The organism is Olleya sp. KJ81-1 (assembly GCF_055808135.1).
The window spans coordinates 2,334,213-2,359,341 of the sequence record NZ_CM147854.1 but is presented as its reverse complement, the minus strand read 5'-3'; the positions used below and the strand labels follow the sequence as shown (position 1 = coordinate 2,359,341).

Annotated in this window: 23 protein-coding genes and 2 pseudogenes; 3 read left to right on the top strand and 22 right to left on the bottom strand. The window is 33.0% G+C overall.

Going from position 1 to position 25,129, the window contains the following annotated elements:
• The first annotated feature begins 41 nt into the window (after positions 1-41).
• Both hflX and AC0L3M_RS11180 read left to right on the top strand, forming a co-directional pair.
• Positions 42-1,253, top strand: coding sequence for a GTPase HflX (gene hflX, locus AC0L3M_RS11185; RefSeq protein WP_473432502.1), 1,212 nt, complete (start codon positions 42-44; stop codon positions 1,251-1,253).
• A 320-nt stretch (positions 1,254-1,573) separates the two neighbouring features.
• A complete protein-coding gene (locus AC0L3M_RS11180; protein WP_473430794.1) occupies positions 1,574-3,835 on the top strand; it encodes a penicillin-binding protein 1A in 2,262 nt (753 codons plus the stop codon).
• Between the two features lie 11 nt (positions 3,836-3,846).
• Here AC0L3M_RS11180 and AC0L3M_RS11175 read toward each other — a convergent pair whose 3' ends face one another.
• The 20 genes and pseudogenes from AC0L3M_RS11175 to AC0L3M_RS11080 all read right to left on the bottom strand — a co-directional run bounded on the left by AC0L3M_RS11175 (position 3,847) and on the right by AC0L3M_RS11080 (position 22,692).
• A complete protein-coding gene (locus AC0L3M_RS11175; protein ID WP_473430793.1) occupies positions 3,847-4,344 on the bottom strand; it encodes a DUF6265 family protein in 498 nt (165 codons plus the stop codon).
• 82 nt (positions 4,345-4,426) lie between these two features.
• The gene (locus AC0L3M_RS11170) at positions 4,427-5,371 is read right to left on the bottom strand and encodes a DUF3078 domain-containing protein (protein WP_145004429.1); all 945 of its coding nucleotides are present in this window, start codon (positions 5,369-5,371) and stop codon (positions 4,427-4,429) included.
• A gap of 116 nt (positions 5,372-5,487) precedes the next feature.
• On the bottom strand, positions 5,488-5,991 hold the full coding sequence (locus AC0L3M_RS11165) for a DUF2480 family protein (protein WP_473430792.1): 504 nt from the start codon (positions 5,989-5,991) through the stop codon (positions 5,488-5,490).
• An 18-nt stretch (positions 5,992-6,009) separates the two neighbouring features.
• A pseudogene (locus AC0L3M_RS11160) lies at positions 6,010-7,843 on the bottom strand (ABC transporter ATP-binding protein).
• 12 nt (positions 7,844-7,855) lie between these two features.
• A complete protein-coding gene (locus tag AC0L3M_RS11155) occupies positions 7,856-8,182 on the bottom strand; it encodes an SUF system Fe-S cluster assembly protein (RefSeq protein ID WP_145004420.1) in 327 nt (108 codons plus the stop codon).
• A 2-nt stretch (positions 8,183-8,184) separates the two neighbouring features.
• Entirely contained in the window at positions 8,185-8,610 is a 426-nt protein-coding gene (locus AC0L3M_RS11150) for a SufE family protein (protein WP_145004417.1), read from the bottom strand.
• An 88-nt stretch (positions 8,611-8,698) separates the two neighbouring features.
• On the bottom strand, positions 8,699-9,514 hold the full coding sequence (locus tag AC0L3M_RS11145) for an META domain-containing protein (RefSeq protein ID WP_473430791.1): 816 nt from the start codon (positions 9,512-9,514) through the stop codon (positions 8,699-8,701).
• Between the two features lie 52 nt (positions 9,515-9,566).
• Positions 9,567-10,781 (bottom strand): aminotransferase class V-fold PLP-dependent enzyme, encoded by a 1,215-nt coding sequence (locus AC0L3M_RS11140; protein WP_473430790.1) that lies wholly within the window; start codon positions 10,779-10,781, stop codon positions 9,567-9,569.
• A gap of 13 nt (positions 10,782-10,794) precedes the next feature.
• The gene (locus AC0L3M_RS11135; RefSeq protein ID WP_145004406.1) at positions 10,795-11,109 is read right to left on the bottom strand and encodes a hypothetical protein; all 315 of its coding nucleotides are present in this window, start codon (positions 11,107-11,109) and stop codon (positions 10,795-10,797) included.
• Between the two features lie 5 nt (positions 11,110-11,114).
• Positions 11,115-12,428, bottom strand: coding sequence for a Fe-S cluster assembly protein SufD (sufD, locus tag AC0L3M_RS11130; protein WP_348661400.1), 1,314 nt, complete (start codon positions 12,426-12,428; stop codon positions 11,115-11,117).
• 125 nt (positions 12,429-12,553) lie between these two features.
• On the bottom strand, positions 12,554-13,306 hold the full coding sequence (sufC, locus tag AC0L3M_RS11125; protein WP_145004400.1) for a Fe-S cluster assembly ATPase SufC: 753 nt from the start codon (positions 13,304-13,306) through the stop codon (positions 12,554-12,556).
• A gap of 5 nt (positions 13,307-13,311) precedes the next feature.
• Entirely contained in the window at positions 13,312-13,659 is a 348-nt protein-coding gene (locus AC0L3M_RS11120) for a hypothetical protein (protein ID WP_473430789.1), read from the bottom strand.
• Between the two features lie 8 nt (positions 13,660-13,667).
• A pseudogene (gene mzmL, locus AC0L3M_RS11115) lies at positions 13,668-14,530 on the bottom strand (quorum-quenching N-acyl-homoserine lactonase MzmL).
• Between the two features lie 10 nt (positions 14,531-14,540).
• The gene (gene sufB / locus AC0L3M_RS11110) at positions 14,541-15,989 is read right to left on the bottom strand and encodes a Fe-S cluster assembly protein SufB (RefSeq protein ID WP_145004391.1); all 1,449 of its coding nucleotides are present in this window, start codon (positions 15,987-15,989) and stop codon (positions 14,541-14,543) included.
• Positions 15,990-16,008: 19 nt separating this feature from the next.
• Entirely contained in the window at positions 16,009-16,338 is a 330-nt protein-coding gene (locus tag AC0L3M_RS11105; RefSeq protein ID WP_028282341.1) for a HesB/IscA family protein, read from the bottom strand.
• 104 nt (positions 16,339-16,442) lie between these two features.
• Complete coding sequence (locus AC0L3M_RS11100; RefSeq protein WP_473430788.1) at positions 16,443-17,516, bottom strand: cytochrome-c peroxidase; 1,074 nt, start codon at positions 17,514-17,516, stop codon at positions 16,443-16,445.
• Positions 17,517-17,519: 3 nt separating this feature from the next.
• Positions 17,520-18,284: an MbnP family protein gene (locus tag AC0L3M_RS11095; RefSeq protein ID WP_473430787.1), complete on the bottom strand. Its 765-nt coding sequence runs from the start codon at positions 18,282-18,284 to the stop codon at positions 17,520-17,522.
• A gap of 2 nt (positions 18,285-18,286) precedes the next feature.
• A complete protein-coding gene (locus AC0L3M_RS11090; protein ID WP_473430786.1) occupies positions 18,287-19,636 on the bottom strand; it encodes a hypothetical protein in 1,350 nt (449 codons plus the stop codon).
• Between the two features lie 4 nt (positions 19,637-19,640).
• Entirely contained in the window at positions 19,641-21,134 is a 1,494-nt protein-coding gene (locus AC0L3M_RS11085; protein ID WP_473430785.1) for a choice-of-anchor B family protein, read from the bottom strand.
• A 4-nt stretch (positions 21,135-21,138) separates the two neighbouring features.
• The gene (locus tag AC0L3M_RS11080) at positions 21,139-22,692 is read right to left on the bottom strand and encodes a choice-of-anchor B family protein (RefSeq protein WP_473430784.1); all 1,554 of its coding nucleotides are present in this window, start codon (positions 22,690-22,692) and stop codon (positions 21,139-21,141) included.
• Between the two features lie 174 nt (positions 22,693-22,866).
• On the opposite strand from AC0L3M_RS11080, the gene thiL reads away from it, so the two are divergent.
• Complete coding sequence (gene thiL / locus AC0L3M_RS11075; protein WP_473430783.1) at positions 22,867-23,916, top strand: thiamine-phosphate kinase; 1,050 nt, start codon at positions 22,867-22,869, stop codon at positions 23,914-23,916.
• Here thiL and AC0L3M_RS11070 read toward each other — a convergent pair.
• Positions 23,913-24,194 carry a hypothetical protein gene (locus AC0L3M_RS11070; RefSeq protein ID WP_473430782.1) on the bottom strand — a complete coding sequence of 94 codons (282 nt, stop codon included), beginning with the start codon at positions 24,192-24,194 and terminating at the stop codon, positions 23,913-23,915. The two genes, thiL and AC0L3M_RS11070, sit on opposite strands and share 4 nt — an antisense overlap.
• A gap of 110 nt (positions 24,195-24,304) precedes the next feature.
• Entirely contained in the window at positions 24,305-25,078 is a 774-nt protein-coding gene (locus tag AC0L3M_RS11065) for an alpha/beta fold hydrolase (RefSeq protein WP_473430781.1), read from the bottom strand.
• Positions 25,079-25,129: the final 51 nt, after the last annotated feature.

The following is a 25,129-nucleotide window of genomic DNA, read 5'->3' as shown; positions in this document are numbered from 1 at the left end:
TAACTTTGTAGTATAAATTATTATATGTTAGAAAAAAAGATATAGAGCTTGAAAAAGCAGTATTAATTGGTGTCGTTACTAAAGAGCAAAACGAAGAGAAATCGAAAGAGTATCTTGACGAGCTTGAATTTTTGACGTTCACTGCAGGTGGAGAAGTTAAAAAACGCTTCACCCAAAAAATGGAAATGCCTAATCCAAAAACATACATTGGAACAGGTAAAATGGAAGAAGTTAGGTTATATATAGAAGACAATAATATAACCACAGCAATTTTTGATGACGAGTTATCCTCATCTCAAGAGCGTAATATAAGCAAGATTTTAAATGTAAAAGTTTTAGATCGTACCAATTTAATATTAGACATTTTTGCACAACGTGCACAAACAAGTTATGCCAGAACACAAGTCGAGTTGGCACAATGCGAGTACCTATTACCAAGGCTTAGAGGTATGTGGACACACCTTGAGCGCCAAAAAGGTGGTATTGGTATGCGTGGACCTGGAGAAACCGAAATCGAAACAGATAGACGTATCGTACGTGACAGGATATCCTTATTAAAAGACAAAATTAAAACTATAGATAAGCAAATGTCTGTCCAACGTGGTAATCGTGGACAAATGGTACGCGTTGCACTAGTTGGATACACCAACGTTGGTAAATCTACTTTAATGAATACCGTTAGTAAGTCAGAGGTCTTTGCCGAAAATAAACTTTTTGCAACCCTAGACACAACCGTTAGAAAAGTAGTCATCCAAAACCTACCATTTTTATTAACAGATACCGTTGGATTTATCCGCAAGTTACCAACCCAATTAGTAGACAGTTTTAAAAGTACATTGGATGAGGTAAGAGAGGCAGATTTACTATTGCACGTAGTCGATATCTCTCATCCAAATTTTGAAGACCATATCGAATCTGTAAATAAAGTTTTAGGCGAAATTAAAAGTGCAGACAAACCAATAATCATGGTCTTTAATAAGATTGATGCTTACCAAGCAAAACCTTTTGACGAGACCGATTTAATTGCCCAACGCACAGAAGAGCATTACAGTCTTGCCGAGTGGAAAAAGACTTGGATGAATCGTGTAGGAGAGGACAACGCATTATTTATCTCAGCATTAAACAAACGTAATCTAGAAGACTTTAAAAAGCGCGTATATGATGAGGTTAGAGACATACACGTCACACGTTTTCCTTACAATCACTTCCTTTATCCAGATTATGATTACGATAATCTAGGCGAAGAAGAATAAAATATATCACTTAAACCCAAACCTCTCGTTTGGGTTTTTTTCTCAAAATAGTTAACAAAGCTTTGGGCAATTTGCTTTTGGCAAAAAAATCCAAAAGCAACCAGGCTTTACACTAAATCTTTTTTTCGTGCCTCAAAAAAGGATACCGTTTCAATCCTTATCGCAATAATCCGCAAAGTTTAGTCCGCTTTCCAATGTTATTTAACTTTTTAAAATAGCTAGTAAGTAATACCAGTAAAACAATTAAATAATAAAAAAACAGAATTATTTAAATAATTTTGTAAACAAATAAAACCAACACTTTAGCGTTATAACAGCTCATGATACAACAAAAACTACACGTGTTATTTAAAAATAAATGGGTTAAAACAGCTTCAATAGTAATGGTTGCAGCTGTACTTTTTGCTGTCGTTTTTTACATTAGTATCTATTTGGGTGCATTTGGTAAACTACCAAACACCTCTCAATTAACAAATTTAAGACAAGCAGAAGCGACCCAAATATTAGATAAAGACAGGAAGTTAATAGGTAAATATTATATCTACGATAGGCAACCCTTAACCTATAATCAGTTTCCTAAACACCTTTTAGACGCACTAATAGCTACAGAAGATGTTAGATTTTATGATCACAACGGAGTCGATAATATAAGTCTAATGCGTGTGTTTTTTAAAACCATTTTATTTCAGGACCAATCCTCAGGAGGTGGTAGTACCATAACCTTACAACTAGCAAAAAACTTATTTGGAAGAGATAAACATATTGCTTTTAGCACAATAATAAACAAAGTAAAAGAAGCAATAGTCGCAAAACGTATAGAAAAAATATACTCTAAACAAGAAATCCTTACGCTATACCTAAACACAGTACCTTTTCCTGATAATACGTATGGTATAGAAAGCGCAGCACGTAAATTTTTTAATGTATCTGCAACACAATTATCGTTACCACAAGCAGCAACTTTAGTAGGTACACTAAAAGCAAATAATTATTACAACCCAAGACGAAATTTACAAAGCAGTACAACTAGACGCAATGTAGTCTTACAACAAATGCTTAAGTATAATTATATAGATCAAAATCAATTTACACAAGCCAAACAAAAACCAGTCAAATTAGACTACCAATCCTTTAATCACGATTTAGGATTAGCACCTTATTTTAGGGCTCAATTAAAAAAAGAATTAGCTACCACCTTACAAGGCTATAAAAAGCCAAATGGAGAGGCTTACGACTTGTATAAGGACGGTTTAGTGGTTTATACAACCTTAGACTCTCAAATGCAAAAATATGCAGAGCAAGCCATGCAAATGCATTTAACCAAATTGCAGCAAGATTATGAAGTATCTTATGGTAAAAACGCACCTTGGACAACCAACAAGAAGTTAATTGACAAGGCTATAAAAGCATTACCAGCTTACAAAAAATTTAAAGCTTCTGGTTTAGATCATGCACAAATTATGGATTCATTGTCTATAAAGCATGAGGTAGAGTTGTTTGATTGGACAGAAACTAAAAGTCAAAATATATCTACAATAGATAGTTTGCAACACTACTTAAAATTTTTAAATACAGGTATGATTGCTTTAGACCCAAAGTCTGGTGCTATTAGGTCTTATATTGGAGGTATAGATTATCGCTTTTTTAAATATGATCATGTATCACAAAGTCAACGTCAAGTAGGATCTACATTTAAACCTTTTGTGTATACAGCAGCAATAGATAATGGTATGGAGCCTTGTACCTATTTTTCTCCAGAAGCAGTAACTTACACGGATTATAAAAACTGGACACCAACCAATTCTGGTGTTTCAGACGTAGATCCACATATTAATTATAATCTAGAAAAAGCGCTAAGTCAATCGCTAAACACAATTGCTGTTAAGGTTTTAAATCAAGTTGGTATTGATAAGGTTTTAAAACAAGCAGAAAAATTAGGCATAACTAGTACACTTCCAAACCAACCGTCTTTAGCCTTAGGTGTTGCTCAAATTAATATAAAAGAATTAGCAGGAGCATACGCTAGTTATGTTAACAATAGCCAATCTGTAAAACCATATTTTATTACTAAAATTGAAGATAAAAATGGTGTAGAAATTGTATCGTTTAAACCAGAAGTAAATCCCGATAAAGCTTATAACGATTATACTAGACAGGTTATGTTACAAATAATGCAATCCACAGTTAACTCTGGGACTGCAGCTAGATTACGATCTACTTATGGACTTAGCAATAGTATAGCAGGTAAAACAGGGACAACTCAGGATAATAAAGATGGATGGTTTGTTGGTATTACACCAAACTTGGTAACAATAAATTGGGTTGGTAATGATAATTATAATATAGGTTTTAAAACCACAGGAATGGGACAAGGTGCAAACTCGGCATTGCCAATTTTTGCGAAATTTTATCGAAAACTAAACGCAGATTCAAACTATAATTCAATTACAAAAAGTCGTTTTGAAGCACCTTCAAGCGATGTTTTGGAGGCATTGGATTGCGAAGAAGAAAAACGCGATGGGTTTTTTAAACGATTGTTTAGCAAAAAAGATAACGAGCGTCAATTCAACAAAGACAAATAGATTAGTTAGTTCTAGTTAGCTTTTTTGTAATAAAAATCCATAGTTCTAGGTTGATTATCAATTTGACCTTCTATCCAAGCATGAATAGAATCTCTAACAGGATTTGAATACGTTATTTTAGAAGGAAAGTCATGCTTATCATTGCTTACAGTAAACAGGCTGTCATTTAACTTTTGAAGCATGAATGTTACAGGTTTATCATCGTTTTGTTTATAGGCAACAACGGTAAATGCAATTGTAGTATCAATTTGTTGTAAAGTCACACGTTCTGCAAACACTGTGTCATTTTGCTTTAATGTATAGCTATGTGCTTTTAAAGTGCTATCGTTAATTTTGAACCAGTTTTCGTAAGATTGCTCTTGCTCTGTGATATTACTCCAACGTCCAACTAACCACTGTAGTTGTTCTATTTTATCAAAACTATTGCTTAAAGTTGTTTCAGTCTTTGGTGTTTTTTCTTTACAAGCAGTAAATATTAAAACTAGTCCTAATAGATATATAAGTTTCATTGGTAATTGGTTTGTAAACAGAAAGATACAAAAAAACGCGTTTCTATTAGAAACGCGTTTTTTAAATTATAGTGTTTGTAGATTATAAGTTGTAGCTTAAACCTAATAACCAATAAGATTGTAATTTGTTATCAACGTTTCCAAAAGTTGGAACCGCTTGTAATGGTAATGCTAAAGGATCATACTGACCTAACTCATAGTTTAAAGCTTCTTGTTTGTTGCTTCTTAAACCAAAGTCAAAACCAACACCAATCATTTTCCATAAAGTATAGCTAAATGAGTTTGTCCAAGTTACGTTAGATAAATCTCCGCTTTTGTAGCTTTGGAAAGTAGATAAGTTAGATTTAAAACTAACAGCACCAATTTGTCTTGTGTAATCTGCAACTATTTTTGCACCTAATGACGATTGAAAAACTGCATCATTTTCTGCAAATACAAAGTTGTAGTTTAAAGGGTGTACAACAACAATTAGATTTTCTAAAGGAGTCCAAGTTCCACCGACTCCAACGTCTAAATATCCTGGATCGTTAAAATTGTCTAATAACGTAGTTCTGTATTCTGCTAAACCAGAAACAGCAAAGTTTTTAGTTATGTTTCTTCCGTATAATGAAGAGATGTTAAATACATCTGTCGTTGGGTTAAAACTGTCATCATCATTTGGATTGTCTTTATTATCTAATTTTACCCAGTTAAGGTTAGATGTTAAAGAGTTTCTCCAGAAAAATTTATCTTCAATTAAGTTAGCATATGCATTTAATGAGATTCCGATGTTTCCTGAAGCGTTGTTTGGTGTTCCTTGAGAATACCAATTGCTAAAGTTAGAAATACTTCCACCAATAGTTCCAAAAAGACCTTTTCTCCAACCTGGAAGTGCATCAATTTGAGCTTGTAAAGCATCAGCTTCACTTTGTAAAGCATCAGCTGCTGCTTGCTTTTCTGCTTTTTGAGTGTGTAACTCTTCTTTTGTTTGGGCATTCATAGAGACTAATCCTAAAAAGAATGCTCCTACTAATAATATTTTTTTCATAAATCTTAAGTTTTAAATAAAACGGTTGCAAATATACGCTTTAGTTATATTTTTTCTAAAATAGATAAATTATGTAATATATTAATTGTCAGTGTTTTAAATAATAAACAGAGTTATTAACGTTTGTATAAAGGGACAAAAGAACACGCCTCTCCATACATGATAGATTTAGCATATGGTTTAAGCTTGTTAGTTATCATAACATAAGCGTTTATAGGCACTGGCTTGTTACTACAACCTTTAATTATTACAGGTTTATCTTGGTATATTGTACCATCAATAGCACTGATTAAGTCTTGATAAATGGAAGTCTCTAAATCCTCTAGTGTTCCAATATGGCACTTTTCGACAAAAGGTTCTAAATTTACGACCAATAACATAAAAGCCCAATCCGGAATGATAGCATCTGCACTACAAGTGATAGCTACGTATTGATTTTGGTACTGACTCCAATCGTGATTTTTGATATATTCTCTAAAATCTTTTTCTTTTAAAACCAATTCCTGGAACAACCAATCTTTAATATCTAATAAAACACGTTGTCCTTTTGGATAGTAATCTTCAAGGTCTAGTGTAATTAATTTACTATTTGCTACGCGATTAATAATTTCTTCAGCCATAATTTAAAAATGTTCTAATTATTGGTATCCTTCTGCTTGTAGTTTAAATAAGTCAGCATATAATGACTTATTAGCCATTAGATCCTCATGTGTACCCATTTCTAGTACGCGACCTTCATCTAATACTAAAATTTTATTTGCTTGTCTTACAGTACTAAATCTGTGAGATATTATAATACTGGTTTTGTCTTCGGTTAGACCTATAAATCTTTCAAAAACATCGCTTTCAGCTTTAGCATCTAACGCAGATGTTGGTTCGTCCAAAATCATCACTTTAGCATCTTTCATATAAGCTCTGGCTAATGCCACTTTTTGCCACTGTCCACCAGATAATTCTTGTCCTTTTGCAAAACGTTTACCAAGTTGTTGGTCGTATCCTTTTTTAAGTTCTGACACGACTTGATTGGCTAAGCTTAGTTCGGCTGCGTTTTCAATTTTTTCTTGATTTTCAATTTGACTGATGTCTCCTATTGCAATGTTTTCTCTAACTGTAAACTCGTACCTAAAAAATCTTGAAAAATCACCCCAAAAAAGCTTGATACTTTGCTTTATCAAAGCGGTTAATATTAACACCATCTAAAAGTATTTGTCCTGAAGTGGGTTCGTAAAAACGTAATAATAATTTGGTTAATGTGGTTTTTCCTGCTCCATTTTGACCAACAAATGCTAGTTTTTCGCCAGCTTTAATTTTAAAGCTGATGCCTTTTAAAATTTCATTGTCGGATTCTGGGTAAGAAAATTTAACATTAACAAACTCAAAGCCTTCCTTAATTTTTTCAGGAAGAGGCATATCCTCGTTATGTTTTGGTTGAATTGAAATATCTATAAATTCGAAATAATCTTTTAAATATAAAGCGCTTTCTGAAATACGTGTAAATTTAGAAAAGAAGTCCTGTAAATTTCTTGTTAATCTATTAAAAGCACCTGATAAGAAGGTTAATTCTCCTAGAGTTATCACACCAGATATTACACGATATATTATAAAAACGTAAGCACCATAATAACTTAAAGTCCCTAGAACATTAAATACAAACCCTAAAGCGGATCGTTTAATGGCTAGTTTTTTATTTAAATCATAATACTCTTGAGATAGGTTTTTAAAACGGTCTACAACAAAGTCTGTTAACCCAAACAACTTAATTTCTTTAGCTGTTTTGTCATTGGCTCCAATAAACCTTAAGTAGTCTAATTCTCTTCTTTCTGCTGTCCAACCTCTTGCTAAAGAGTATTGTTGTTGACTAAACCAGATTTCATTAATAAATGCTGGTATAATACTTAGGATAAGCAGAATTATTAAATAGGGTTCAAAATAGATTAGACCAGCTACTAAAGTAGCTATGGATATTAAACTTTGTACTTCGCCAAGTGCGTTAGACATTAATCCAACACGACTTGTAGTTTGCGTTCTAGCACGTTCTAGTTTATCATAAAACTCTGAGTCTTCTAATAAGCTAATATCAATCTGATTGGTTTTTTTAATAATTCTTACGGAAGTGTCAATAGAGTAGGCGTCGCCTAATAAGCTATCTGTTAATTGTATCGCACGACTAACTAGGTCTGATAATACAATTAACCCAAACTCAATACCAACATAAGTCCAAAGTTGGGTTAAATCTGTAATTTCTAATTTAGTTTGAAGTATAATTTCATCTATAATTATTTTACCAATCCATAAAATAATTACAGGTAATACTGCACCAATTAGTCTACAAAATGCCGAACTTAAAAATAATGTTTTATTAGTATTCCAGATTTCTTTAAAAAATCGAGGAATATATATTAAAGCACTAAAAGATTTTTTTAAACTGGTTTTGTTTTTTTCTTTTAACGATTTTGGTGCATGTCTAGCCATATTGATTTGGCATTAAAGCATACCAAGCTCTAGTTTAGCTTCTTCGCTCATTAAGTCTTGAGTCCAAGGTGGATCAAAAGTAATTTCTACTTCTGCATCTTTTACATCGTTTAAAGATTTTACTTTTTCTTCAACTTCTAAAGGAAGCGTTTCGGCAACAGGACAGTTAGGTGTTGTTAGTGTCATTAGGATTTTTACATCATAATCTTCGTTAACAAAAACATCATATATTAATCCTAGTTCGTAAATATCAACTGGAATTTCTGGGTCATAAATTGTTTTTAAAACCTTTACTATTTTTTCTCCTAATTCTGCTGTATCTATAGTTGTATCACTCATAATTATTGTAGTTGCGTTTGATATGCTATGGCATATAATTTTATTTGTTTTATCATACTAACTAAACCATTGGCTCTAGTTGGCGATAAATGTTCTTTTAACCCTATTTGATCAATAAAATCTGTATTGGCATCCAATATATCTTTAGGATGTTGATTGGAGAATGTTCTAATCAATATGGCTATAATTCCTTTGGTAATAATAGCATCACTGTCTGCAGTAAATGCTATTTTATTATCATCCATTTCTGCATGTACCCAAACTTTACTTTGACAGCCTTTAATAATATTGTCTTCAGTTTTATATTCAGGTGCAATAAGCGGTAACGTTTTTCCTAAATCAATCATGTATTGATAACGTTCTTCCCAATCTTCAAACATTGAAAATTCGTCTACAATTTCGTCTTGTATTTCTTTTATCGTCTGCATTTATCAAAATAATTTAGAGTACAAAATTAATCAATATTCATTGATTAGTTGCTAAATAACTCTTAAAGATAGATTTGAATTTATTGATCTATTTTTTGGTGTCAGGTTTAGCTATTTCTAATAGTTTAGACACTAAATCTGCAATTTCTTTAGGTGGATTTCCAGCATCAAAAGTAGGTGTGCTATATTGTTCTCCATTTAAAGTTATCGTTAAGTTAGATGAAGCAGCTCCATCGTATTGGTGTGCTGTACTTGGAGGCTCTAACGTGTTTAAAGATTTAATAGCTATAGCATCTGATAAGGATTTAATAGCATTCCAATCTTCTTTACTGCATGGTGTAACGTTTTCTTTTTCAGATCTACTAAATTGCGAGGAAACCGTATTTTGATCTATACTTATCATTGTATAAGTACCTCTTGAAAATGCAGTATACTTAAATGTTAGACTATTATCTTGCTTTTGACTTGTATTGTTTATTACAGGTGAAGCATTTAATAGGACAGTTTCTTTATTGAAAAGGGTAATGATATTGTCTTCTATTTTAAAGTTTGTAGTGTTTTCTAATACTTTTAAATAATTTTGCTCAGTTACATTAGCGTCTTCTTGACAGAATTTTTTTGTGGATGCTAAGTTGCTAAAGGATATATTGTCATTATTGATTTCATAGCTTCCAAAAAAATTATTGCATCCTGAAAAGCCTGAAACGCGTTTAGTTGTACTGTCAAATAATAGGGTTAACTCTTGGGCTACTATTGATTGATTGTCTAGAAGAGTGACTTTGTAATCGCCATTTAATGTTTGAGTTGCTTTTTGCATATCTGGATTTAAATTGCTTGTTGAATCTTGAGTAGCACCACAACTATTAAGAAGTATAGAGAATAAAATTATAGTAAATGTTTTCATAGAAGTAATATTTTGAATTTGATTATAATATTACAAAAAAGAAGCCAAACTATTATGAAAGCATCATTTTTGCTTTTTTAACTCCAGCAACTAACGCATCAATTTCTTGTTTGGTATTATAAAATGCGAATGACGCCCTAATAGTACCAGGTATATTAAAAAAGGTCATTATTGGTTGCGCGCAATGGTGTCCTGTACGAACAGCGATTCCCATTTTATCTAGTAATGTGCCAACGTCATAAGGGTGAATACCTTCCAAGTTAAAAGATATCACAGAAGTTTTATTTTTTGAAGTACCATAAATTTTTAGACCTTCAATTTCTAACAATTTTTCTGTTCCATAATCTAATAGCTCTTTTTCATAAGAAGCTATTTTGTCAAAACCAATAGCATTCATATAATCCAATGCTGCTCCAAAAGCAATACCACCACAAATGTTAGGTGTACCAGCTTCAAATTTATGAGGTAAGCCTGCATAAGTTGTTTTTTCAAAAGTAACTTGGTCAATCATTTCTCCACCACCTTGATAAGGTTCCATTTTATTAAGCCACTCTTCTTTTCCGTATAACATACCAACACCAGTTGGTCCACAAATTTTGTGGGCAGATGTTACATAAAAATCTACATCTAATGCTTGTACATCAGGTTTGATATGTGGACAAGCTTGTGCACCATCTATCAAAACTGCAGCGCCAAATTTATGTGCTTGGTCGATTATGGTTTTTATAGGATTTATGGTTCCTAAAGCGTTTGATATATGATTTACAAAAACAAGTTTTGTTTTTTCAGAAAGCAAAGCTGTATAAGCTTCCATATCCAGCTCACCTTCTAAAGTCATTGGTATTACCTTAAGTTTTGCTCCAGTTTTTTCGCAAAGCATTTGCCAAGGTACGATGTTGCTGTGGTGTTCTAAAGCCGAAACAATAAGCTCATCTCCTTTATCTATTAATTTTGTAAAACCATTAGCTACTAAATTTATAGCATGTGTTGTACCAGAAGTGAAAATAATTTCTTGTGCTTTATTAGCATTAAAGTGTTTTTGTATTGTAAGTCTAGCAGCTTCATATTTATCTGTAGCTTCTTGGCTTAGCGCGTGTACACCACGATGTATATTGGCATTGTAATTAGAATAGTAATCTACAATAACATCAATAACCTGCTGTGGTGTTTGCGATGTTGCTGCATTATCAAAATATACCAATGGTTTGCCATTTACTAGTCTTTTAAGTATTGGAAAATCTTTACGTATTAAATTGATATCTAACATAATTGAAAATAAATTAAAACTCTTTAGCTACAATATTAAAAAGCTGTATAAAAAGATAAATACACATTGCTAATGTTATACCAAGTGATAAAGCCACGTGTATCAGCTTTATATTGCCTTTAGCCATGAAGTTAATTAAATTTTTAAATACAAATACAGATAAAACTAGCAACATGTAAGTACAAGATAGACCTACAAAGGTTAGTAATATACCATCAAAAAAACCACCTTTTGTAAAGTAAAATAGTGTGCCTGTTACAGCTGCTATTACCAAACAAATACTAATTAATTTAATAAAGGTTTTGTTTGAAGTGTTTAAAATATCCATATTTTTTACAAATCAAAACCTATATTAACACCTAATTTATTTGCTATAATTTTAGTTATTCGTTGTTTTAATTCTGGAATTTTTACAGACTTTAAAACGTTGTTACTAAAAGCGTACATTAATAATCCTTTAGCTTCTTTTTCTGGAATACCTCTAGATTTCATATAAAATAAAGCACTTTCGTCTAATTGACCTATTGTACAACCATGAGAACATTTTACATCATCTGCAAAAATTTCTAGTTGAGGTTTAGAGTTTATCGTTGCTTTATCGCTTAATAATATGTTGTTATTTGATTGGAAGGCATTGGTTTTTTGTGCCTCTTTGTTTACTACAACTTTACCATTAAAGACACCAGTTGAGCTGTCGTTAAAAATTCCTTTGTAGTCCTGATGACTTTCGCAATTAGGCTCTATATGATGAACTAAAGTGTTGTGGTCAACATGTTGTTTATCTCCAATAATGGTAACTCCATTTAATGTAGAGTCCATATACTCTCCGTTTTGATAGAAGTTTAGGTTGTTACGTGTTAACTTTCCTCCAAAACTAAACGTATGTACAGATACATGGCTTTCTCGTTTTTGCTCAACAAAAGTGCTGTCTATTAATGATGCATTAATGTTGTCATTTTGCACTTTATAGTAATCAACTATGGCGCGTTTGTTAGCAACAATTTCTGTAACAGAGTTTGTTAAAACAGGATTGTCTGTCAAACTTTGGTGACGCTCTATAATTTGTACGTGAGAATTTTCATCTACAACAATTAAGTTACGTGGTTGTAGCATTAATGCAGCTTCATTTCCTGTAGAAAAATGTACTATTTGGATAGGTTTAGCAACCACTTTGTTTTTAGGAATGTGTATGTAGGCACCTTCTTTAGAAAAAGCGGTATTTAAAGAGGTTAATCCTTCTTTACCTGCTACTTTATTAAAGTAGTTTTCAATAATTAATTGGTATTTAGGTTTGTGTAATGCCGAAGACATTAGGCAAACATCAATACCATCATGAGTAGTTTGAGATAAATTAGAAGAGTATTTACCATCTATAAACACGATTTTGTAAGTGTCAATATCATCTAGAAAATACTTTTTAATATCACTGTACTCTAAGGTGTTATCTTGTTTAGGAAACAAGCTATAATCGTGTTTTAAAACACTATTTAAAGAGGTGTACTTCCAAGCTTCGTCCTTTTTTGAAGGAAAGCCTTTAGCTTCAAACGTTTTTATTGCTTCGCTTCTAACATCATGTATTTTAGACTCTAAATCGACTTGATTTTCGAATGCTAAAAAAGAGGATACTAATTTTTCTTTTAAACTCATATTTTAAGTCTTCGGTATTCAGCTATTAAAAAACAGGGTTTGTTAGTTAATGCTGTAACGTATTATATTTATTTGTGTTTTTAGCGGTAAGTTATCTGTTAGATAACATTACCATTGCAAACTTTTTAAGCGTCTACTTCTTCTTTGATCCAGTCGTAACCTTTTTCTTCTAACTCATGTGCTAGTTCTTTTCCTCCAGACTTAACAATACGACCATTGTATAGTACGTGGACAAAATCAGGTACGATATAGTCTAATAAACGTTGGTAATGGGTAATGACTATTACAGCATTATCTTTACTTTTTAGTTTATTTACGCCATTGGCTACAATACGTAAAGCATCGATATCTAATCCTGAATCAGTTTCATCTAAAATCGCTAATTTAGGTTCTAACATAGCCATTTGAAAAATCTCGTTACGTTTCTTTTCTCCACCAGAGAATCCTTCGTTTAAAGATCTAGATAAAAACTTACGATCAATTTCTAAAAGTTCTGATTTTTCACGAATCATTTTTAGCATTTCGTTAGCTGGCATATCAGGTAAGCCTTTAGCTTTTCGTGTTTCGTTAATTGCAGTTTTCATAAAGTTAGTCACGCTAACTCCAGGAATTTCTACTGGATATTGAAACGATAAAAACACACCTTTGTGTGCACGTTCCTCTGCTGCTAATTCGTCAATATCTTCACCTTCTAAAAGAATAGTTCCATCTGTTACTTCATATTCTTCTTTTCCTGCTATTACTGAAGCTAATGTACTTTTACCAGAACCATTTGGTCCCATTATAGCATGTACTTCTCCTGCTTTAACTTCAAGGTTAATACCTTTTAAAATAGATTTATCTTCAACACTTGCGTGTAAATTTTTTATTTGTAACATACTGTTTATTTTCCTAGTTTGATAACGTCGTTTTTATTCGGGTCTAAAGCGCTAACGCTTACTATTTTATTTATTTTTAATTTAAAAGGCCAGCTATCTTCATTTTCTTTTTTAGGAATTAACTCTCCTAAAACTTCTACAGTCACCATATCTGTTGGCTCTTTTTGGTATTGTTTAGCTTGTTCGGCCAATGTACTTACTTGGTCATTTAAGATCACACCATGTATATCATTACCTACTTGAAATACTGCTGCGTTTGCATAGTATACAAAATCTCCTTTAAAGGCTGTGCCTTGATCTTTTTTACAACTTACAAATGCAATAAAAATTAAAAGAATAGCTATTTTTTTCATGCTTATATTTATTGAATAGGCTCTGGAGCGTGATTTAAACTATTGTAATCTTTTGTTGAATGCTGAATAATCACTCGTGCTCCTTTTTGTTTTGCAAAAGCTTCAAAAGTCTCCATAGATGCTTTTGTGTCCTCTACACTAAAGTTGAAACTTGGTACAATATGATTCGTTCTGTTTTCTTCAAAATGATATAAATCTCCTGCTAAAAATAATGGTCCTTCTTGCTCTAAATCTAAAAATAAAGATTGGTGACCTGGTGTATGACCTGGAGTGGACTTAATAATCACTTTACCATCTCCAAAAACATCCAAATCTCCATTGATTTTTTTAGTTAATTTTAAATCCTTTATAGCGTTGTAATTATCAGGATTGTTTTTTTGTTGCTCTATGCTTGTCACAAAGTCATATTCTACTTCTTGAACAATCCAATTGGCATGAGCAAATTTTGATGCAGATCCTGAGTGATCAAAATGTGTGTGTGATAAGGCTATATAGTCAATATCTTTAGTTTGTAAACCTATTGTTTTTAGTTGTTCTTCAATACCTTGATCTCTAGACACGGTAAATGCACCATCAGGAGTAGTAAACGGTTTTTGTCCAACTAATCCTTCTGCTAATCCTGCATCCCAAAGCAAATTACCTTCTGGATGTTTAATAACAAAAAACATATCGGCAAAAGTTTTGCTTTCACCTTTGTACAAATCGTCTTGAGAAAAAATCTCTAATCTGTTAACCTGAACTGTTCCTCCATCAAACATAAATAGTTTAATTGGTTCTGCTTTTGTTTCGGTAGCAACCTCAGTTTGTTTATTATCTTTTTGCAAGCTACCAGAAAGGTAAAGCTTAATAAAATTAGGGTTAGTTTTTTCATAGTATTTGTATTATCCAACAGATCCTTCTAAAGATATTTCTAATAGTTTTTGAGCTTCAATAGCAAACTCCATTGGTAATTTATTTAGTACTTCTTTACTAAATCCATTCACGATTAGTGCAATAGCTTTTTCTGTATCTATACCACGTTGGTTGCAATAAAATATTTGGTCTTCACCAATTTTACTTGTTGTTGCTTCGTGCTCTATTTGTGCAGTCTTATTTTTAGCTTCTATATATGGGAAGGTGTGTGCACCACACTCGTTACCCATTAACAAACTATCACATTGGGAAAAGTTTCTAGCATTGTCTGCACGACTACTAATTTGAACTAAACCACGATAAGAGTTTTGTGATTTTCCTGCAGATATACCTTTAGAAATAATGGTTGATTTAGTGTTTTTACCTAAATGAATCATTTTTGTTCCAGTATCTGCTTGTTGGTGATTGTTAGTAACAGCAATAGAGTAAAATTCGCCTACAGAATTATCCCCTTTTAGTATACAACTTGGGTATTTCCAAGTTACAGCACTTCCTGTTTCAACTTGAGTCCAAGAGATTTTTGCGTTTTTTTCGCATAAACCACGTTTGGTTACAAAGTTGTAAACACCACCTTTTCCTTCGGCATTACCAGGATACCAGTTTTGTACTGTACTGTATTTTATCTCAGCATCATCTAAAGCAATAAGCTCTACAACTGCTGCGTGTAATTGGTTTTCGTCTCTACTAGGTGCAGTACAACCTTCTAGGTATGATACATAACTACCTTCATCTGCTACTAATAATGTGCGTTCAAATTGTCCTGTACCTCCTTGATTAATCCTGAAGTATGTTGATAATTCCATTGGACATTTAACACCTTTAGGAATATAACAAAAAGAACCATCACTAAATACAGCACTATTTAATGCAGCATAAAAGTTGTCTGTTGTTGGTACGATGGTACCAATGTATTTTCTGACTAATTCTGGATGTTCTTTTATAGCTTCAGATATTGGCATAAAAATAATACCTTTTTCTGCTAAAGTCTTTTTAAATGTTGTGGCAACAGACACAGAGTCAACAACAATATCCATAGCGACATTGTTCATCTTTTTTTGCTCGTCAACAGATATTCCTAGCTTTTTATACATTGCTAGTAAATCTGGATCTACGTCATCTAGTGTCTTGTTTGGGTCCACAGCAACAGGAGCAGAGTAATATGCAATTGCCTGAAAATCTGGTTTGGTGTAATTTACATTAGCCCAATCCGGTTCTTCCATTGCTTGCCACACTTTAAATGCTTCAAGTCTCCATTCTGTCATCCATTCTGGCTCTTCTTTTTTCATAGAAATAGCACGAACGATATCTTCGTTTAGACCAATAGGGAATGTTTCAGATTCTATATCTGTAAAAAAACCATATTCATATTCTTTGGTTTTTAATTCTTCTCTAAGGTCGTCCTCTGTATATTTTGACATAATTTGTCTATCAGTTTTGTTATAATGAAAATGATTCGCCACAACCGCAAGTACGGTTAGCGTTAGGGTTATTAAACACAAACCCAGTTCCGTTTAATCCGCCAGAGTATTCTAAAGTGGTACCTATAAGATAAAGAAAACTTTTTTTGTCTACAATAATTTTAACGTCATTGTCTTCAAACACTTTGTCTTCATCTTCTTTTGCTTTGTCAAATTTTAAATCATAAGACAATCCAGAACAACCACCACTTTTTACACCAACGCGAACGTAGTCTGTACTTGGGTTAAAGCCATCATCATTCATCAATTCGATGACTTTCTTTTTAGCGGTATCAGAAACTTTTATCATACTTGTTAATTAGATTTTATCTAAATAGAGTGCAAAGATACAACATCAGTCGCTTTTTACCATATCAACTAACATTATATTAGTATATGGTTTTATAGGTTTTTTTATTCAGGAATAAATGCTGGATTGTTTAAAAAAGAAGGGTCAGAAAGCGTTAGCAAAAAGGCCTTTAGGTCGGCTTTGTCTTGTGTTGTAAGATTGACACCTCCTTGTGCTACTTTTTTCATTAAAGGATCAATGGTTGAAGACGATTGTAGTCCTGTACTGTAATGCTCTATAACTTGCTCCAATGTTGCGAATCGACCATCATGCATATAAGGAGCAGTGTAGGCTAGATTACGTAAAGATGGTGATTTAAATTTACCATTATCATTAGGATTACCAGTTATTAAACCAAATCCTAAATCTGAAAATGTGGCATCCAAACCGTTGTTGTGAAACTTATTATCTGTCCAAAGTGGATTGTTTGGATTACCATGACAATGAAAACAATCACCTCTAGTTTCGTCCATAAAAACATCCAATCCGTTTTGTTCTTGTGGTGTTAATGCAACTTCTCCGTTTGAGAATTTATCAAATTTTGAGTTACCGGAAATTAAAGTGCGTTCAAATTGAGCTATTGCTTTTGAAACTAATGTTTTAGTAATTGCTGAGGTGCCAAAAGCCTGTTTGAATAGTTGCGGATATTCTGGATGATTATTAAGTTTTGCTTCTACTGGTTCCCAACTATCATTTCCCAGCTCGTTAGCATCTATTACTGGTTCTAGCGCTTGGCTTTCTAATCCTAATGCGTGTCCATCCCAAAAATATCTGTCGTCAAAATTCCAAGCTAAATTAAATAAAGGCATGCTGTTTCTGGTGCCTTCAATGTTTGTTACACCAACACTAAACTGATTTGGATCAGCAAAAGCATGTTGTGGTGAATGGCAACTAGCACATGCTTTGGTGTTGTTAACGGATAATATGTTGTCAAAAAATAACCGTTTGCCTAATGCCACACCTTCCACAGTTAATTTGTTACTCACAGGAATTATTGGATCAATTAATTTGTCTTCAAATAGTGAAGGTATTTCTAATTGAAACGGAATAGGTACATAGGCGTTGTCTTGCGATGCTTCCTCGGAAGAGCAACTAAAAAGAATTATAAAAAATAGGCTGTATGTTAACCAGTGTTTCATTAGTTATTGTGTGATTTCGCCAATAGTAAACACACTTAAAATGTTTTCTTGCATCATTTTTTGAGCGTCATAATTAGGCATTAAAGGTGTATCTAATACGTTTAAGTCCCATGTGTTAGGATTTGTAAATAGCTCAGCGATATTCATTTTAACCTCTATTGTGGTTTCGGTAGTTATTGTTATTGGTGTGTCTAAAGTTATCGTTGCAAAATTTTGTTCAAATAATCCATCTTCAACTCTTGCTGTACCATTATGATAGTTAAAAGGTAAAGGGTCTGGTGTGTCTACATTATACATACCATCAAATTGTAAAAAATGATAACCACCACCTAACATTTCTGGCCAATTCCAACTGGCTGTATTTAATAATGGATAGGCTCCATCAATATTATCTTCTTCATCAAAACCCCAGACAAAGCTTAAAGTGTAAGTTCCGGAAGGAATTTCATTTATGTCTGGCGCAAAATTGTATGTCTCTTCTACTGCTAAGTCTGTAAATTTAAAGCCTTCAAAACCGTAGGTGTCTCCTGCTGTATTTGTTAGTTTGAATTTAGATGTTAAATATCTAAATCTAACCATGTTTATTACTTCACCATTAGCATTTGTAACTGTTTCTGTTTCTAGATTGCTACTATTAATTAGAGTGTCATTCCAATCATGCGTAAATTTAAAGTTAACGCTTGCAGATAATGTTGTGTTGTCATCCATATCCTCGTTACAAGAAAATGTAATTGCTAAAAGCAATATAAGGGCAATTGTTTTTTTCATTTTTATTTTATTTCAATTAAGAGTAAGTCTGTAAATCCTTTATTTTCTATGATATCAAAATCATTACTGCTGGATTCTCCAACAGATATTATTGTGCCATTATTAAGTTGCGTAATTCCGTATAAAAAGTCAATGTTACTACCTCCAATACTTTGTTGCCATTTTAAGCTACCATTAGCGTCGATTTTCAAAACCCAACCATCATTTTGGCCTTTATTATTAGTTAAATTTCCGGTTAAACTTCTTGAGCTTCCGCAGATAACAAATCCATTGTCTTGAGTTGAAGAGATTGCTCTACCAACGTCAAAATCTTCTCCTCCATATGTTTTTTCCCAAAGTAATTCTCCTTGCGGAGAAATTTTTATTAGCCAGACATCTGCAGCTCCAAAATTTGTGTTTACGTCAATATCTTCGCTCCTGGTATCTCCTATAATTAAATAGTTTCCATCTCCTGAAGGTGTTATTGCTCTTGCTTCATCAATTTCATCTCCTCCAAAATTTTTCTCCCATTCTAAGTTACCTAAGTTTGATATTTTAACAACCCAAAAATCATAAGATCCTTTATTATTAGAGATATCTGTGTCTGCGCTATCTGATGATCCGACAATAATAAAACCTTGGTCTGCTGTTTGAATGGCATCATAGGCAGTGTCTGAGAAAAAACCACCAAAGTATTTACTCCATTCTAAGGTTCCGGATTGATCCAATTTTACAGCCCAATAATCTCCGCCAGCATGTAATGTTTGGTTGCTTCTGGTATTTCCTGCTCCATTGGATGCTGTAACATCTAAAACTCCGGTTACAAAGAAACCATTGTCGCTAGTTTGTATAATAGAGTAGCCTGTATCTATCCCTGAAAAGCCATACGTTTTTTGCCAAATCAAGTTGCCTTGAGCGTCTATTTTTATAATCCAAAAGTCTTCCTGTCCATTATTGTTAGTGATGTCTCCATCGTTACTGTAAGTAAATCCAATTATTGCATAACCTCCATCGTTAGTTTGAATAATATCATTACCTCTTTCGTCACCTGATCCTCCATATGTTTGAGACCATTGTAATTGGTTGTCTTGATTGTATTTTACAACCCAAACATCATAACTGTTATCTAGTTTAGTTGTTACGTCACCATCTGTTGATTGAGTAAAACCTAAAACGATATAACCACCATCAGAAGTGTTTTTAACAGCTTGTCCACTTTCGTTTTTAGAACCTCCAATTGTTTTAACGCTTTCTACAATTCCTTGCGTTGTAATCGTTGGATTAGGAGTTGTGTTTTCAGTATCGTCATTACACGATAATGCTATTAAAATAGTAAAAAGGGTTAAAGTTTTATGGATTGTTTTAATTTTCATTTAATTAATTGCTTTTACGTACTATAAGTAATCCGCCTTCAATATCTCCAATAATTATATTACCACTTTCAAAATACGGATAGACACTCCAAACACCATTAAAAGCAGCGCTATTACTTGATGGATAGGTGTCAAAAAATCCAGTTTCTGTCATAGAATTAGTTGTAGATGCTATGTTGGAAATGTCTAACACTCTTAATCCTGCTCTGTAATTAGCTAAATAATATTCGTTACCCTTTACGTAACCATTATGATCAATTGCTGGCGTTGCGCCAAGATAGGTGGCATGCTCAATTGGATTATCTAAGTCTGTGAAATCAAAAACTAGTGTTTTGGTGTTAAATCCAAAATTTTGTTCGTCTTGTTCGTCGCCTAAAATAAAATATTGTTGATCCTCTGTAAACCAACCTTGATGCGCATAAGCAGTCTGTGGATAGGTGAAGCTACTAATTTCAATCACATTGGATTTGTCTGTAACGTCTAATATTACAACCTGATCTGTATTACCATTACTACCTACATATATTTGTTTTCCTGTATAATCTAAATCTGGACCAGAGTAAGTGACTACTTGTGCGTCATGTGTATATCCTACAGCTGTATAGTCTCCTAAATTTACGGGATTAGTTGGGTTGCTAATATCAACAAATATAGGTCCTCCACCATTTGTTGACGAGCAACCTACTAGGTAAGCAACACTTTCAGATTCGTTAATAACGATGTTGTGACAACTACCAACATCATTAAACAATGCATCTGCAGTAAAATTTTGAGGTGCATTAATTACATTTCTTAATCGTGTTAAATCAAAGACTTGCATACCATGTGATCCAACATTATCTGCTACTATAAACGCATGATTGTTATAAGTTTTAACATCTCGCCAGGCGCTTGATCCAGCACTCGAGTTTAATCGACCTAAGAATATTGGGTTAATAGGATCCGATACGTCAACAAAAGCGGTACTGTTTGATAACCCAATAATTGCATATTCTTTACCATCCAAAGGATCTGTCCAACCCCAAATATCACTTCCTTCCTGATTACTGCTACCGCTTAGTATAAAAACATTGATTTGTCCTAATAGGTCGTAACCATTGCAAGGATATGGTCCTGCCATACCATCTATACATGGATAAAGTGGTGCGTTTTCTGTTTCACAAATATCTCCAATTCCGTTGTTGTTTTCGTCTAATTGATCTGGATTTGCAGTTAAAGGACAATTATCAAAATCGTTAGTAATACCATCATTGTCTAAATCGTCATCACAAACATCTCCAATACCATCACTATCAGAATCTTCTTGATTAGGGTTTGCAATATTAATACAGTTATCAATATCATCTGCTATTCCGTCTTGATCAGCATCTGCAATTGTTGCAACAGGTGTACCTGTCCCGTTTTCGTCATCTTTAGAGCAACTTTGATATATAATTAAAAAACAAAGGATGCTTAAGCTAAGCATAAAAGATTTTAAAGTTTTAGAAATGTTTTTCATGGTGTTAATTGTTGACTATTAGTTTTTTGGAAACAGAATTGTTGATTTTCACCAAATAAATTCCGTTGGATAAATTAGGAATAGGTAAAACGTATGAATTTGTGTTAATATTGTTTTTAGAAATTAGCTTTTTACCAATTATATTGTAAACTTCTACTGTGTTTATAGTAGCTGAAGCTTTAATTGTTACATTAGATTGTGTAGCTGGATTTGGAGATATGGAAATAGTGTTATCTAATTCAAAAGGTTTTGTGCTTAAAGGATTATCGCTTGCACGTACTACAAATAATCCTCTTTCAATATCACTGACTATAATATTTCCACTTGAAAAATATGGGTAAATACTCCAAGCTCCATTAAAATTAGCGCTATTACTAGAAGGAAATGTGTCAAAATATCCAATTTCTGAATTAGTGTTGTTGGTAGAAATTAGAGTAGGAATATCCAATACACGTAAACCTGCTCTGTAATTTGCTAAATAAAACTTGTCGCCTTTAACATAACCATTATGGTCGATTGCTGTAAATGAAGCTTCGTAAGTTGAAATTAGTACTGGATTATCTAAATCTAACATGTCAAAAACAAATGTTCTGGTTCCGAAACCAAAATTTTGCTCATCTGTTTCGTCACCAAAAATAAAATATCTGTGATCATCTGTAAACCAACCTTGATGTGCATAACCTGGGTTAGGATAAGAGATTTCTGAAATAAATTGAGGATTGTTTTTTTCTGTTACATCTAATAATACAACTCTGTCATTTGAGCCACCATTACTAGCTAGTAAAATTTCGCGTCCAATATAACTGCTTACTCCACTTACTGTAGGGCTTGTTACGTTATTATCTGTTCCGTTGTAGGTTATAACTTGTGCGTCATGTGTGTACCCTTTTTCAGCATAACTACCAACTACAGTTGGGCTTGATGGATTTGTAATGTCAACAAAAACAGGTCCTCCACTTGCAGCTCCACTACAACCAACTAAATAGGCTATACCTTCAGATTCATTTATAACAATATTATGGCAACTTCCAATGGTTAAATCGCCAGAGCCTCCATTTCCAGTAAATCGTAATACTTGAGGACCATCAAAGGTTAAATCGCTATCCACTCCATTTCTTAAAATGGTTAAGTCAAAGACTTGCATGCCATGAGCGCCAACACCATCTGCCACAATGTAAGCATGGTTATTGTATACTTTAACATCGCGCCAAAACGATGTGTTATTGTTTACGGTTTCTATTCGGCCTAAAAATATCGGGTTTATTGGGTCACTAATATCTACAAAAGCAGTACTGTTAGTGGTTCCTATAATGGCATATTCTTTACTGTCTAATGGGTCTGTCCATCCCCAAATATCACTTCCTTCTTCATTGCCTAAAGTTGTAGCTAATGTAGAGATTGGAACTCTTGATAATAAATCATAACCATCACAAGGATAATTAGTTGTGACACCATCAATGGTATGCGATGCAAATCCGCCTACACATGGACTTTGTGCAAATATTAGAGTGCTAGTAGCTAATGATAAGATAAGGAGTAGTATTTTTGAAATATTCATTAGGTTAAGTTATTCATAATTTTTGGACACAAATTAAGCAGAAATAGCGATAAAACTTACTTTTAACTTGTTAAATTGATGAATTAATTACATTTGACACCTCATGTTTTTAATAATTAAACAATTTAAATGCTTTTTTTGTTAAGATTGAATTAAGCTTAGTATTTTTGCAGTATGATAGAAGATAAAAACCAACAACGTACAGATTTAAGCCAATTAGGAGAATTTGGATTAATCGATCATTTAGCTAAAAGTTTTGAGGTAACTCAAAAATCTACAATTAAGGCAATAGGTGATGATGCTGCTGTTTTAGAATTTGATAAAGATAGAATAGTAGTGTCTACAGATTTTTTAGTTGAAGGTGTCCATTTTGATTTAAGCTACATGCCTTTAAAGCATTTAGGTTACAAAGCGGTAATTGTCAATTTATCAGATATTTATGCCATGAATGCAGAGGCGACTCAAATAACAGTGTCGATTGCTGTATCTAATCGTTTTCCTTTAGAAGCTATAGAGGAGCTTTACGCTGGTGTGCAAACTGCTTGTAAGTTATACGATGTTGATTTAGTTGGAGGTGATACGACCTCTTCGACTTCTGGATTAATTATCTCTGTGACTGCAATTGGTCAAGTAAAAACAGGTAAAGAGGTTTATAGAAGTGGAGCCAAACCAAACGATTTATTAGTAGTGTCTGGAGATTTAGGAGGTGCTTATCTAGGTTTGCAAGTTTTAGAACGCGAAAAAGAAGTTTTTAAAGTGAATCCTAATAATCAACCTGATTTAGATGGGTATACTTATATAATAGAGCGTCAATTAAAACCTGAAGCTAGAAAAGATATAATAAAATTACTTGCAGATTTAGAAGTTAAACCTACTGCTATGATTGATATTAGTGATGGCTTATCTTCAGAAATTTTACACTTGTGTAAAGCCAGTAAAGTAGGTTGTGATCTGTATGAAAACAAAATACCTTTAGATCCTCAAGTTATTTCTACTAGCGAAGAGTTTAATATGGATAGTACTACTATTGCTTTAAGTGGAGGAGAAGACTATGAATTGTTAATGACCATATCTCAAGAAGATTTTCCTAAAATTAAAGCGAATCCACATTTAACTGTAATAGGTTATATTACAGATGAAGCTTCAGGAGCACATTTAGTTACAAGAGGTGATCAAAAAATACAACTAACAGCTCAAGGCTGGAATAGTTTTGAAACTAACTAAGATGTCATTTTTAAAACAGGTGATTGTATAATTTGACTGTTGCTATATCTTGTTAATTTGTTTTGATGAATACGCTCTAACACCGAGTTTATTTCTTTATACTTTGGTGTCAAGTCGGTTAAGTGTCCTTTGCTGTTTATAGTCATTTCTTTTTTGCAATGACAGCACTTATACTCCTCAATATGATAGGTTACTTTTTTGCTTACGCTAAAATTGTGTCCAAAAACAGAACAGTATAAACGTCCCTTTAGTGATGGTTTTTGTTGTGCATTATTCATACTTATAGGCCTTTTTGTAATCAGATAATTATGGTTAGGTCTTAGAAATCTGATAGATAGCGATTCCGAATATATGAACAATATTTTAAAAATCGGTCAAAAAGCTATATTTATTCGTTAAAATACACTATTTCTTGTAGAAATTCTTCTTTATTTTCTACGTGAGACATGTGTCCACCATCTAGAATAGTAATTGTAATACCGTTTAATTGTTCCAGATGAAGTACGTCCGATTTGGATAAAATAGGATCGTTTTTACCAGCTATAATTAACTTTTTACAGTTTAGGTTTTCTAAAATTGCAGTTCTGTCAATTCTAATTTTCATGCCTTCTTGCGTGGCAACGTAACTTTGTAGTGGTGTTTTTAAAGCTTCGGTTTTAATGTGTTCAATTTCTTTTTCAAAACGTAATCTGTTATCTTCAAAAAACAGATTGCTTATAGACATACTCACTAGGTTTTCATAATTGGATTTTGCGACTTTAATGGCTCTGTTTCGAAGTAAGATACGTTCTTGACTGTCTGCAAATGGTGTCGAGTTCATTAAACACAGCCCTTTTATTAGTTCTGGCTTAATTTCGGCGAAAGCCAAAGCAACATAACCACCTAAGGAATGACCAATAAGTGTTGTGCTTGTAATATTTAAATGTGTCAACACGACGTTTATTGCATTTGCAAAGTCTTCCATAGTATGCACATAGCCTAAACATTCCGTTTTGCCATGACCTAATAAATCTATGGTAATAACTTGGTGTGTTTTTTCTAATACTGTCACTGTGTCTTTCCACATTGTGCTGTTTTCTAAAAAACCATGTAATAATGTGACGGTTTTACCTTGTCCCGAAACTGAGTAGGCAATTGATATCCCTTTGTAAGTTAAAATCATAGCCTGCAAAGATAATATTTGTACTGTTTTTAGTCTGTTGTTTTGAGTAAG

What these genes read in the sequence shown, in the direction of transcription:
- AC0L3M_RS11180 (WP_473430794.1), top strand. Translation starts at nt 1,574, where the DNA reads ATGATACAACAAAAACTACACGTGTTATTTAAAAATAAATGGGTTAAA.
- AC0L3M_RS11175 (WP_473430793.1), bottom strand. Translation starts at nt 4,344, where the DNA reads ATGAAACTTATATATCTATTAGGACTAGTTTTAATATTTACTGCTTGT.
- AC0L3M_RS11170 (WP_145004429.1), bottom strand. Translation starts at nt 5,371, where the DNA reads ATGAAAAAAATATTATTAGTAGGAGCATTCTTTTTAGGATTAGTCTCT.
- AC0L3M_RS11165 (WP_473430792.1), bottom strand. Translation starts at nt 5,991, where the DNA reads ATGGCTGAAGAAATTATTAATCGCGTAGCAAATAGTAAATTAATTACA.
- AC0L3M_RS11155 (WP_145004420.1), bottom strand. Translation starts at nt 8,182, where the DNA reads ATGAGTGATACAACTATAGATACAGCAGAATTAGGAGAAAAAATAGTA.
- AC0L3M_RS11150 (WP_145004417.1), bottom strand. Translation starts at nt 8,610, where the DNA reads ATGCAGACGATAAAAGAAATACAAGACGAAATTGTAGACGAATTTTCA.
- AC0L3M_RS11145 (WP_473430791.1), bottom strand. Translation starts at nt 9,514, where the DNA reads ATGAAAACATTTACTATAATTTTATTCTCTATACTTCTTAATAGTTGT.
- AC0L3M_RS11140 (WP_473430790.1), bottom strand. Translation starts at nt 10,781, where the DNA reads ATGTTAGATATCAATTTAATACGTAAAGATTTTCCAATACTTAAAAGA.
- AC0L3M_RS11135 (WP_145004406.1), bottom strand. Translation starts at nt 11,109, where the DNA reads ATGGATATTTTAAACACTTCAAACAAAACCTTTATTAAATTAATTAGT.
- sufD (WP_348661400.1), bottom strand. Translation starts at nt 12,428, where the DNA reads ATGAGTTTAAAAGAAAAATTAGTATCCTCTTTTTTAGCATTCGAAAAT.
- sufC (WP_145004400.1), bottom strand. Translation starts at nt 13,306, where the DNA reads ATGTTACAAATAAAAAATTTACACGCAAGTGTTGAAGATAAATCTATT.
- AC0L3M_RS11120 (WP_473430789.1), bottom strand. Translation starts at nt 13,659, where the DNA reads ATGAAAAAAATAGCTATTCTTTTAATTTTTATTGCATTTGTAAGTTGT.
- sufB (WP_145004391.1), bottom strand. Translation starts at nt 15,989, where the DNA reads ATGTCAAAATATACAGAGGACGACCTTAGAGAAGAATTAAAAACCAAA.
- AC0L3M_RS11105 (WP_028282341.1), bottom strand. Translation starts at nt 16,338, where the DNA reads ATGATAAAAGTTTCTGATACCGCTAAAAAGAAAGTCATCGAATTGATG.
- AC0L3M_RS11100 (WP_473430788.1), bottom strand. Translation starts at nt 17,516, where the DNA reads ATGAAACACTGGTTAACATACAGCCTATTTTTTATAATTCTTTTTAGT.
- AC0L3M_RS11095 (WP_473430787.1), bottom strand. Translation starts at nt 18,284, where the DNA reads ATGAAAAAAACAATTGCCCTTATATTGCTTTTAGCAATTACATTTTCT.
- AC0L3M_RS11090 (WP_473430786.1), bottom strand. Translation starts at nt 19,636, where the DNA reads ATGAAAATTAAAACAATCCATAAAACTTTAACCCTTTTTACTATTTTA.
- AC0L3M_RS11085 (WP_473430785.1), bottom strand. Translation starts at nt 21,134, where the DNA reads ATGAAAAACATTTCTAAAACTTTAAAATCTTTTATGCTTAGCTTAAGC.
- AC0L3M_RS11080 (WP_473430784.1), bottom strand. Translation starts at nt 22,692, where the DNA reads ATGAATATTTCAAAAATACTACTCCTTATCTTATCATTAGCTACTAGC.
- thiL (WP_473430783.1), top strand. Translation starts at nt 22,867, where the DNA reads ATGATAGAAGATAAAAACCAACAACGTACAGATTTAAGCCAATTAGGA.
- AC0L3M_RS11070 (WP_473430782.1), bottom strand. Translation starts at nt 24,194, where the DNA reads ATGAATAATGCACAACAAAAACCATCACTAAAGGGACGTTTATACTGT.
- AC0L3M_RS11065 (WP_473430781.1), bottom strand. Translation starts at nt 25,078, where the DNA reads ATGATTTTAACTTACAAAGGGATATCAATTGCCTACTCAGTTTCGGGA.